10 protein-coding genes are annotated in these 8,671 nt (G+C 41.7%); 2 read left to right on the top strand and 8 right to left on the bottom strand.

Translation table 11 applies throughout. The features are described 5' to 3' along the window. The first annotated feature begins 260 nt into the window (after positions 1-260). Positions 261-980: a GntR family transcriptional regulator gene (locus tag IW510_RS07650; protein ID WP_202058295.1), complete on the top strand. Its 720-nt coding sequence runs from the start codon at positions 261-263 to the stop codon at positions 978-980. Between the two features lie 96 nt (positions 981-1,076). Here IW510_RS07650 and IW510_RS07655 read toward each other — a convergent pair whose 3' ends face one another. The 5 genes from IW510_RS07655 to IW510_RS07675 form a co-directional block, all read right to left on the bottom strand. Continuing rightward, positions 1,077-1,481: a hypothetical protein gene (locus IW510_RS07655; protein ID WP_202058296.1), complete on the bottom strand. Its 405-nt coding sequence runs from the start codon at positions 1,479-1,481 to the stop codon at positions 1,077-1,079. A gap of 320 nt (positions 1,482-1,801) precedes the next feature. Beyond that, positions 1,802-2,992, bottom strand: coding sequence for an iron-containing alcohol dehydrogenase (locus IW510_RS07660; protein WP_202058327.1), 1,191 nt, complete (start codon positions 2,990-2,992; stop codon positions 1,802-1,804). Between the two features lie 176 nt (positions 2,993-3,168). Next, on the bottom strand, positions 3,169-4,167 hold the full coding sequence (locus IW510_RS07665) for a FecCD family ABC transporter permease (protein WP_202058297.1): 999 nt from the start codon (positions 4,165-4,167) through the stop codon (positions 3,169-3,171). Further along, the gene (locus tag IW510_RS07670) at positions 4,164-5,177 is read right to left on the bottom strand and encodes a FecCD family ABC transporter permease (RefSeq protein ID WP_202058298.1); all 1,014 of its coding nucleotides are present in this window, start codon (positions 5,175-5,177) and stop codon (positions 4,164-4,166) included. The genes IW510_RS07665 and IW510_RS07670 overlap by 4 nt, the downstream gene beginning before the upstream one ends. After that, entirely contained in the window at positions 5,158-5,970 is an 813-nt protein-coding gene (locus IW510_RS07675) for an ABC transporter ATP-binding protein (protein WP_202058299.1), read from the bottom strand. Before IW510_RS07675 ends, IW510_RS07670 begins: the two co-directional genes overlap by 20 nt. Positions 5,971-6,224: 254 nt before the next feature. Between IW510_RS07675 and IW510_RS07680 the strand changes: the two genes are divergently transcribed. Further along, positions 6,225-7,184 carry an ABC transporter substrate-binding protein gene (locus IW510_RS07680; protein WP_202058300.1) on the top strand — a complete coding sequence of 320 codons (960 nt, stop codon included), beginning with the start codon at positions 6,225-6,227 and terminating at the stop codon, positions 7,182-7,184. 166 nt (positions 7,185-7,350) lie between these two features. On the opposite strand, the gene IW510_RS07685 is transcribed toward IW510_RS07680, so the two are convergent. The 3 genes from IW510_RS07685 to IW510_RS07695 all read right to left on the bottom strand — a co-directional run. Next, positions 7,351-7,719: a hypothetical protein gene (locus IW510_RS07685; RefSeq protein WP_202058302.1), complete on the bottom strand. Its 369-nt coding sequence runs from the start codon at positions 7,717-7,719 to the stop codon at positions 7,351-7,353. Between the two features lie 40 nt (positions 7,720-7,759). Further along, the gene (locus IW510_RS07690) at positions 7,760-8,119 is read right to left on the bottom strand and encodes a hypothetical protein (protein WP_202058303.1); all 360 of its coding nucleotides are present in this window, start codon (positions 8,117-8,119) and stop codon (positions 7,760-7,762) included. An 18-nt stretch (positions 8,120-8,137) separates the two neighbouring features. Continuing rightward, positions 8,138-8,671: hypothetical protein (locus IW510_RS07695; RefSeq protein WP_202058304.1), on the bottom strand; the 534-nt coding region annotated here is incomplete at its 5' end.

Below are 8,671 nucleotides of genomic sequence, written 5' to 3' on the forward strand. Positions count from 1 at the left end.
TCTTTTCCCTCCTAATGGTCAACGTTAACCGCTGCTATAAGTATAGCATGTTTGCGTTTCTACCCTTTAGCAAACTAGGAAAAGACGATAATTTTCAGAAAATGTATTTTTGAACTTGCCATAAAAACAGGCTTCTGGTTAATACCCCAGTAGAGGATTCTCTCATTACTCAAGCAGACGAAGAATTGGACCCCTTTTACCAAAGAATATGATTGTAGAAACTCTCAGAGTTCGTTATACTCAGATTGAGGTGAACATATATGCCAAAATACGAAGAAATCGCGAATATATTAAGAGAACGAATCAAAAATAAAACCTATCCGGCTGACAGCCTATTACCGAATCAGACAGATTTGGTAGACGAATTTTCAGTTAGCCGAATGACGATAAAAAAAGCCGTAAATATACTGACAATGGAAGGGCTGGTATACTCACAAAGAGGGGCGGGCACTCGAATATTGGACCATTCCTTTTGGGATAAGGATACTTCTCCCGCAAATGAATATCAGGGGCTTAGTGTCCAAATGGCTGCTGCCAATCGAAAGCTGTCTAGTGAGGTCATTTTGTTTGAAGTGGAATTCCCAAGCAAAGAAGTGCAGGAGCGCTTGCTGATTCAAGCAGAACAGCCTGTTTACAAAATCATCCGTTTACGAATACTGGAAGAAAAACCGTATGTGTTGGAACATACCTTCATGCCAGTGGACTTAGCACCCGGCTTAACAAAAGATATCTTGCATCATTCGATTTATGAATACCTAAAAAGAGAATTAGGTATTCAGTTCGCCGGCGCGTTTCGAACAATCCAAGCCGCCAAAAGCGATTCCTACGATCAAGAATACCTAGAATGCGGCATAAATGATCCTGTCCTCGAGGTGGAACAGGTAGTGTACTTGAAAAATGGACGCCCCCTAGAGTATTCCCGAAGTCGTAATCGCTATGACCAAAGAGGCTACTCTGTCCTAGATGTAAAAGGAATTTAGTCGTGAGAAAGCAAAAAACTGAGTGTGCCTCGGCACTACTCAGTTTTTTTATATTAGCGTTTCTTCTTATTACTATGTATTCTGTACAATCACTGTTCAGCCATTTGCTAATAAATAGCGATTAATCAACAGTGCTACTCGTTCCTTCACTCGGATGATGAACGGACGGTACTCGATGAAAACAATCTCTAAGTAAAAGAATTTTGTTTCTTTGCTATGTACTTTTACTCTCATACCATGCTTTTTACAATATGTTTTTATGTACTTAAATACTTCTTTAAACCCTTGTTTTCCTAGATACTTCCCTTCAATCCCCAGGTCAGAAAACAAATCATTTGAGGCAATCCCAATATACCCCGCCTTGATAACTCCCGGTTTATCCAGTTCTTTTAACAGGTAGGTATCGAAGGCTGTTATTAAAATCTGTACAGCCTGTTGTAGCGCCCCTTCTTCTCGCTCTTTGATTTCCTTTTTTATCGATAGTACTTTTTCCTTTACCATTTTCAGTTCTCACAACTCCTCGTATTCTTTGGCTGTATATAAATTCGGCCTTTCCCCCACAACAAAACAACTAAAAGATACTTTCCACCGAACACTTTAAACGTATTATAGATACTCAGGCATAGCAATTATTATGAATGTTTTTTAATTTTCAAATTCTAGTATTTTGATAAAGAATATTGAGCAAAAAATGCTGTTAACATCAGAAACCCAGGTAATTCCCACTACTCCCGCTTTTTTCTTGGGCGTTATATTATTATCTTAAAAAACAGCTGGAGTTCTTTTCCCGTTTCAGGAAAAGAACTCCAACTGTCCTAAGCTTAGATATAAGAAGACTCAGTCAAGCAATCCTTGTAGATAGCTGTTACGTCTTCCGCAGTCAATGGTACATAGGCTGCTGTTTCTATCGTGCTATGAGCCACTGCTTGTTCTGCCATAACCGTTAGCTTCTCTTCATCAATCCTCACTTCCGGCAAGGTCATTGGAATCCCGCACGATTTGAAGAAGTCATACGTTGCTTGAATACCCATTTTCGCTGCGGTAAACGGTTCTTCTTCCGTTATTCCCCAGACATTCTTAGCAAACTGCTGGAATTTACCAACTGTTTTGTCAGATAAAATGTAGTTCATCCAACGCGGCGTTAAAATCGCCAAGCCGACACCATGTGTAATATCATAGAAAGCACTTAGCTCATGCTCCATCGGATGACAGGACCAAGCACCACTCTTACCATTTCCAGTCAATCCATTCAAGGCTAAGCTGCTGGCCCACATCAGATTAGCACGAGCATCATAATCCTCCGGTGTTTCAAGCGCGATTGGACAGTTTTTGATGACCGTCTTCATTAGACCTTCGGAAACACCGTCTTGTACATCGGTCCCCTCGGTTGCTTTAAAATAATTTTCAAATAAGTGACTCAAAATATCTGCTGACCCCGCCGCCGTTTGATACGGAGGGACAGTATACGTATTTTGCGGATCTAAAAAGGACACTTTCGGCATCATAGAAGGAGCTCCGACACCGAGCTTCTGATTCGTAGCAAGATTGCTGATAACGGCGCCGCTATTCATCTCACTACCAGTTGCTGCCAACGTAAGAATTGTAACCAAAGGCAATGCAGGACCATTAAATGTCCGACGTGCCAATACCAAATCCCACGCAGATTTTTCAAAATAAAAACCAGCAGCTACAACTTTGGCACAGTCAATTGTTGAACCACCACCAACAGCCAAAATGACATCCACCTGATACTCTCGACATAAAGCGACACCTCGATCAACTGTCTCAGTTCGAGGGTTAGGTTCAATTCCGCTTAATTCAACGACCTTATTCCCATTAGCTGCCAACAATTGGAGCAATTGGTCATACAATCCGTTTTTCTTAATGCTTCCTCCCCCGTAAGCCAACAGAACAGTCTTACCATACACATTCAACACATCCGCCAATTCATCACTCAAACGATTTTTACCGAAACGGATATCAGTTGGTACATAGAAACGAAAATTATCCATTCTTTCACCCACTTTTAAAGTATAGTTTTCTTTCAGCTCCATCATATACTTTTTTCCGCCTATCTGCCAGTCACAGATTTTTATTGAGGCAGCTAACTTTTTATTAGAAAGGCGTCATACTCTCTGTACCAGAAAAAAAACTGAGCCGAAAAACATTCAGGCTCAGTCAAATATCTTTAATCATTATTTTTTAATAGCAGGTATAGAAAATATGGTGCTCCAATAATTGCGACAATAACACCGGCCGGTATTTCTCCCGTCGGAAGCAATAAACGTCCAATCGTGTCACTCAACAATAGAAGCAAACCGCCTGTCAAAAGAGAAGCCGGAAGCAGATTCATATGCTTTTTAATCCCCAAGCCTCGCACGATATGAGGCGCAATCAAGCCTAGAAAGCCAATTCCTCCGGTCACCGAAATAGCCGCCGCTGCTGCAATGACAGCCAGCAAAAGAGAAAGCAGACGTTCCCGCCCAACATTTACACCAACTGAGACAGCCGTTTCATCCCCCAACTGCAAAATGTCATAGATTCGATGCCTACTCATCGCTACTAAAAAGCATATCAACAGCCAGGGAACCATCGCTCCGACAAAGGACCAATTGCTGCCCCAAATACTTCCCGCCTGCCACATCGTAACGAAGCGGTAGTTTTCAGAATCAAGCTTGGTTGTTAATAAGATTGTCATAGCAGAAATGCCCGAGCTCAAGACCACACCTGTCAAAACCATTCGAACAGGAGTCAAGCCTTTTCGTCGATCAAACGCAATTAAGAGGATGCCACCGGCTGCAGCCAATGCACCTACTAACGCAACCAGCGGTAGTAAAAAGACCGTTGCTGTGGTTGTTTCCACAAAGCTGATAAATAGCAAAACGGTAAATCCAGCGCCCGCATTGATTCCTAATATTCCCGTATCTGCCAAAGGATTTTTCGTTACACTTTGTAATATCGTCCCGCTCATGCCAAGCGCACCGCCAGCTAATACAGATAAAATAATTCTAGGAAGACGGAAATCAATGACTAACAGCCGTTGTGCTCTACTACCCGCTCCTCGAATCACAGCGAAAAGCTCGCTGGTTGAAATGGCCAATTGACCATGAGTCAGGCTAAACAAAGCAACACCTATGATTAGGCTAATGAGAACGAGGTAAAAGCCCGTTAGCTTTACTTTACTCATCCAAGATTCCCTCCTTTACGGAACAAATAGATAAAGAATGGAATCCCGATAATCGCAATGACCGCTCCGAAAGGTGTTTCAAACGGAGGGTTAATCATTCGTGCGGCAAAATCTGCCAGCACTACCAGTAATGCCCCACCGACTGCTGTAAAGGGTATCAGCTTCCGATAGTTTTCGCCGGCAAAAAAACGCATCATATGGGGAACAATCAGACCAACAAAGCTGACAGATCCCGCAATTGCGACTGCCAATCCTGATAAAATCAAAATAAGCAGACTCACAATCAGACGAATTTGCTGCGGTTTTTTCCCCAGACTGATTGCTGTATCGTCACCAAAGCGCAAAATAGTTACAGAAGAGCTGTAGACAATCGCTAATAACAAAGCTAGCACAAAAAACGGAACTGCTACTTGCAGCTGCTTCCATGAAATGGCGCTGATGCCACCTAACGACCAGAACGTGATATCCTGACTCAGATTAAACTGCAAGGCAATAAACTGACTGAGAGAAATGAATAGGGCACTGATACCGGCCCCCGCCAAAACTAACCGAATGGGAGTTGCCCCTTTACTTGACTGTCTGGAGATAAAATAAATAATGACTATACTTATTCCTGCTCCTAGAAATGATACAAGAAGAATGGACCAATAGCCGGCAGCTGGAAAGAAGGCAAATACAAATGCCAGCCCCAGAGCCGCTCCGGCATTAATCCCCATCAGCCCGGAATCTGCCAATGGATTTTGAGTAATTCCCTGAGCCAGAGCTCCGCTGACAGCCAGACTCGTACCAACTAAAACCGCACCTAACACTCTAGGTAGACGAATCGAATAAATAACCTGATGCAGCTGGTTTTCTTTATCAAACCGAAACAGCGCCTCCCAAAAGGTTTTCAATGGCACTTGAACAGCGCCATACCGAACAGATACGCCGATTGCGACAATCAGAAGCAGCACCAGAAAAAGAAATGATAGCCATTGATACTGTTGCAGCTTAGCCTTTACTACGTTCATCGCTGTTTTCCTCCATCATTTCATAGGAGAGTACCAGTGGCCGCTGTGTCTTGCTGTGACAAATAATCTCTGCCTCAATCGCAAATACCTGCTTTAACGTCTCCTCTGTGATTACCTCTGAAGGAGTTCCCTCTTTCAGCACCTGTCCTTCCTTCATAGCAATCACTCGATCAGAAAAGCGAGAAGCAAGATTGATATCATGAATGGTCATCACTATTGTTTTCTTATGCTCTTTATTAATCATCTTCAATACATTGAGAATCTCCAATTGATGTGCTGGGTCCAGATAAGTGGTTGGCTCATCCAGAAGTAAAATTTCCGTATCCTGCACCAAAGCCATGGCAATCCAGACTCTTTGCCGTTGACCGCCGGATAAGATAGCGACCGATTCACGCGCCAGCTCTGTCAAACCAGTCAATTCCAATGCCCATTGAATATATTGCTGATCCTCATTCGTTATGCTCTTCCACCCAGATTGATAGGGATGCCGACCAAATGATACAAGGTCAAATACAGACAAATCAATCGTGCTTTCCGGATTTTGAGAAAGAATCGCCAATTTTCGGGCGATTTCTTTTGTTGTGTACTGCTGCAGTGCCTTTCCTTCTAAAAGAACCTGCCCTTTAAGCTCAGGTTGAATACGCGCCAGAGTTTTCAGCAAGGTGGATTTCCCACAGCCATTTGGACCGATAATACTAGTAATCGTACCTTCTTCAAAGGAGCAATTCAGCGCTGCGCTGATAATTTCTTTATTGTAACCTGTCGCCAGTTCAACAGTTGATAAAATTGCCATAGTTTTCCTTCCTCTGCAAAACACCTGTTTTTTCTTAATTCAGAAATTGAGAACGATTCTCAACAGACCGCACTTTATTATAAGAAACTCTCTCTTAAATTGCAATCACCTTTCTAATTATCAATCGTACTAATCAACTGTCAGTAAAACCAACAGATTTTACAGATAAGGATTGACAAATCTGCCAATATAAATGATAATGAGAATCGTTATCATTTATATTCGTATCAATAAACAATGAAGGAGAATACAACATGAAATTATTCAATAAATACGCAGCTTTCGGCCTATCACTGTTGCTAGGCGGTTCACTTCTTGCAGCCTGCGGGTCAAATGATTCCTCAACGAAGGGGTCTACTGCAGAAAGTACCTCTGCCGAAGAACGAGTAATGACAGATGCATTAGGTAATGAAGTAACGATTCCTGCCAATCCAAAGAAAATTATCGGCAGCTACTTAGAGGATTATCTTGTTGCCCTTGATGTTACCCCTGTAGCACAATGGACGGTCAACAACTCAAGTATCCAAGATTACCTACAGGATAAGCTGGAGGGAATACCAACAATTTCTTATGACTTGCCTTATGAAGAAGTGCTGAAATATGAACCAGACCTATTGCTGGTGAGCTCGTCAGCTCTTGTAGAAGGTGGAAAATATGAGGAATACAGCAAAATCGCCCCTACATATGTCGTAAAAAATGGGGATGATGTTACTTGGAGAGACCAAATGCTGGATGTTGGTGCTGTTCTTAACAAAGAGAAAGAGGCCGAAGCTGTCCTTTCTGACTATGACACACTTGCTGAGGAAACAAAAAAGGAAATAGCTGATAAAGCCGGAGAACAATCTGCTGCTGTCTTGTGGATTACAAATAATCAAGCATTTATGGTGAGTGAAACTCGTTCAAGCGGTGCCGTTCTTTATGGCGATTTAGGCTTGAAGGTTCCTACCTTAGTCAAAGAAATTTCTGAATCAGCGACCGCTGACTGGAGTAGCGTTTCTTTAGAGAAACTGGCAGAACTGGATGCTGATAACCTTTTCGTTATTAACAGCGATGAATCCGACTCGTTCTTCCAGGAAGACGTTTGGAAAAATCTGCCTGCTGTCAAAAATGACAAAGTCTTCAACTTCGGCGGCGACTCAGGCTGGTTGTACAACGGACCAATTGCTTATACGAAGATTATTGAAGATGTCAAAACCTCATTGCTTGGAGAGTAATCAAGCGAAATCAGTCACTTACCCCAAAGTAGCATAAATGAATAGCATATGATAAAAAAACTGAGTGGACTTCGGATATTAGAAGGTCACTCAGTTTTTTTCTATGAAGCATGCCAGTTAAAAAAAGCTGATTTCAGAAGCTCCCAATCAACTTGACTTCATTCATTTATTCAAGGTCATCCTTGATTCCATGTTCTATCATGTAATTCTTTTTCAGAAGCATGTATTCTTCGTAGCCCTCTTGAACTTTGCGCTTTGCAATTTTCTCCCATTCTTTTTTCAACTGTTCATTATGCTCATGATAATCGCTTAAGCTTGGATCAATGTCCATATCTCCGCCAAAACCAACGAAATCATCTAGGGTTTGAACAATCCCCGTTTTTCCTGCATAGCACAATTCATAATCTGCATAAGTAAAGCTTATATCTTTTTCTTTAAAATCATCAAAAGTTGCTCCTTCACGGAATAACTTCTCTATATCTAAACCATCTTCATAAAATACTTCTAATAGTACATGTTTTATCCGAGTATTCATTTGAAAACTCCTTCTACGACTTTAATTCTAAAGAAAAAAGTCACTTTTCTTCATCAAACTCAGCCAGAACAGAATCTTTCACAGCCATATACTCATCCACTGCTTCATCAATTTTCTTTACAGCTATCTCCTGCCATTTTTCAATTAGTTTCGCTCTCTTTGCCTCATAGTTTTCTTCTTCCGGTTCTATCTCCATATCTCCACCAAAACCAGCCATGTCTTCAATGTTGTAGACAATGCCATTGGAACCTGCATAAGCAAGTTCATTCGGAGCGTAGGTAAACTTCACCTCTTTATACATCAACTCTTCCAAGTCTGATGTATGCGTAAGTACCTCTTCTAGTTTTACTCGTTCATCATCAAAAAAGACTTCCAATAGTACATGTTTCATTCGTAACATTCAATCCACCTCATTTTATTAATAATTATGCTTCGGTAAAAAGTCCTTCACTTTGATATTACCGTTTGAATCCTTCTCATACGTTAACCTACCACTACCTCGGCGTGGGCCAAATCCTTTGATATCAATCCCTCGTTCTCCTCTTCTACCATATCTAAGTGGATGATCATTCAGTCCTGTTGTATCTCCTTTAGACAATTTTTCTAATGCTTTCTCTAGTGCTTTTTTCTGCTCTGGCGAAAGCTTCTTTATCTTCCGTTGAACATTCTTAGGTATCTCAATTTCAACCTCTTCGGCTTCACTCCACGATACTGTTGGCGCATTCCTCAGCTGGTCCAAGAACTGCTGTCCGACCTTCAGAGTGCCAATTCCCTTTATCAGCTTATCAATTGCTCCAAGATGTCCAAGTAGACCACCCGCTCCAGGAAAATACGTCACTTCATAACGATTGATTTTCAGTTCCTTAGCCGTATACCGGTCTTTTGCTAGGTGTTCGCCATATTCATCTAATAATGCATACAGCTCCGGGTGATCCTTTTTGGATAAGCGCTG

The organism is Enterococcus sp. BWR-S5 (assembly GCF_016745255.1).
Classification (GTDB): domain Bacteria; phylum Bacillota; class Bacilli; order Lactobacillales; family Enterococcaceae; genus Enterococcus_L.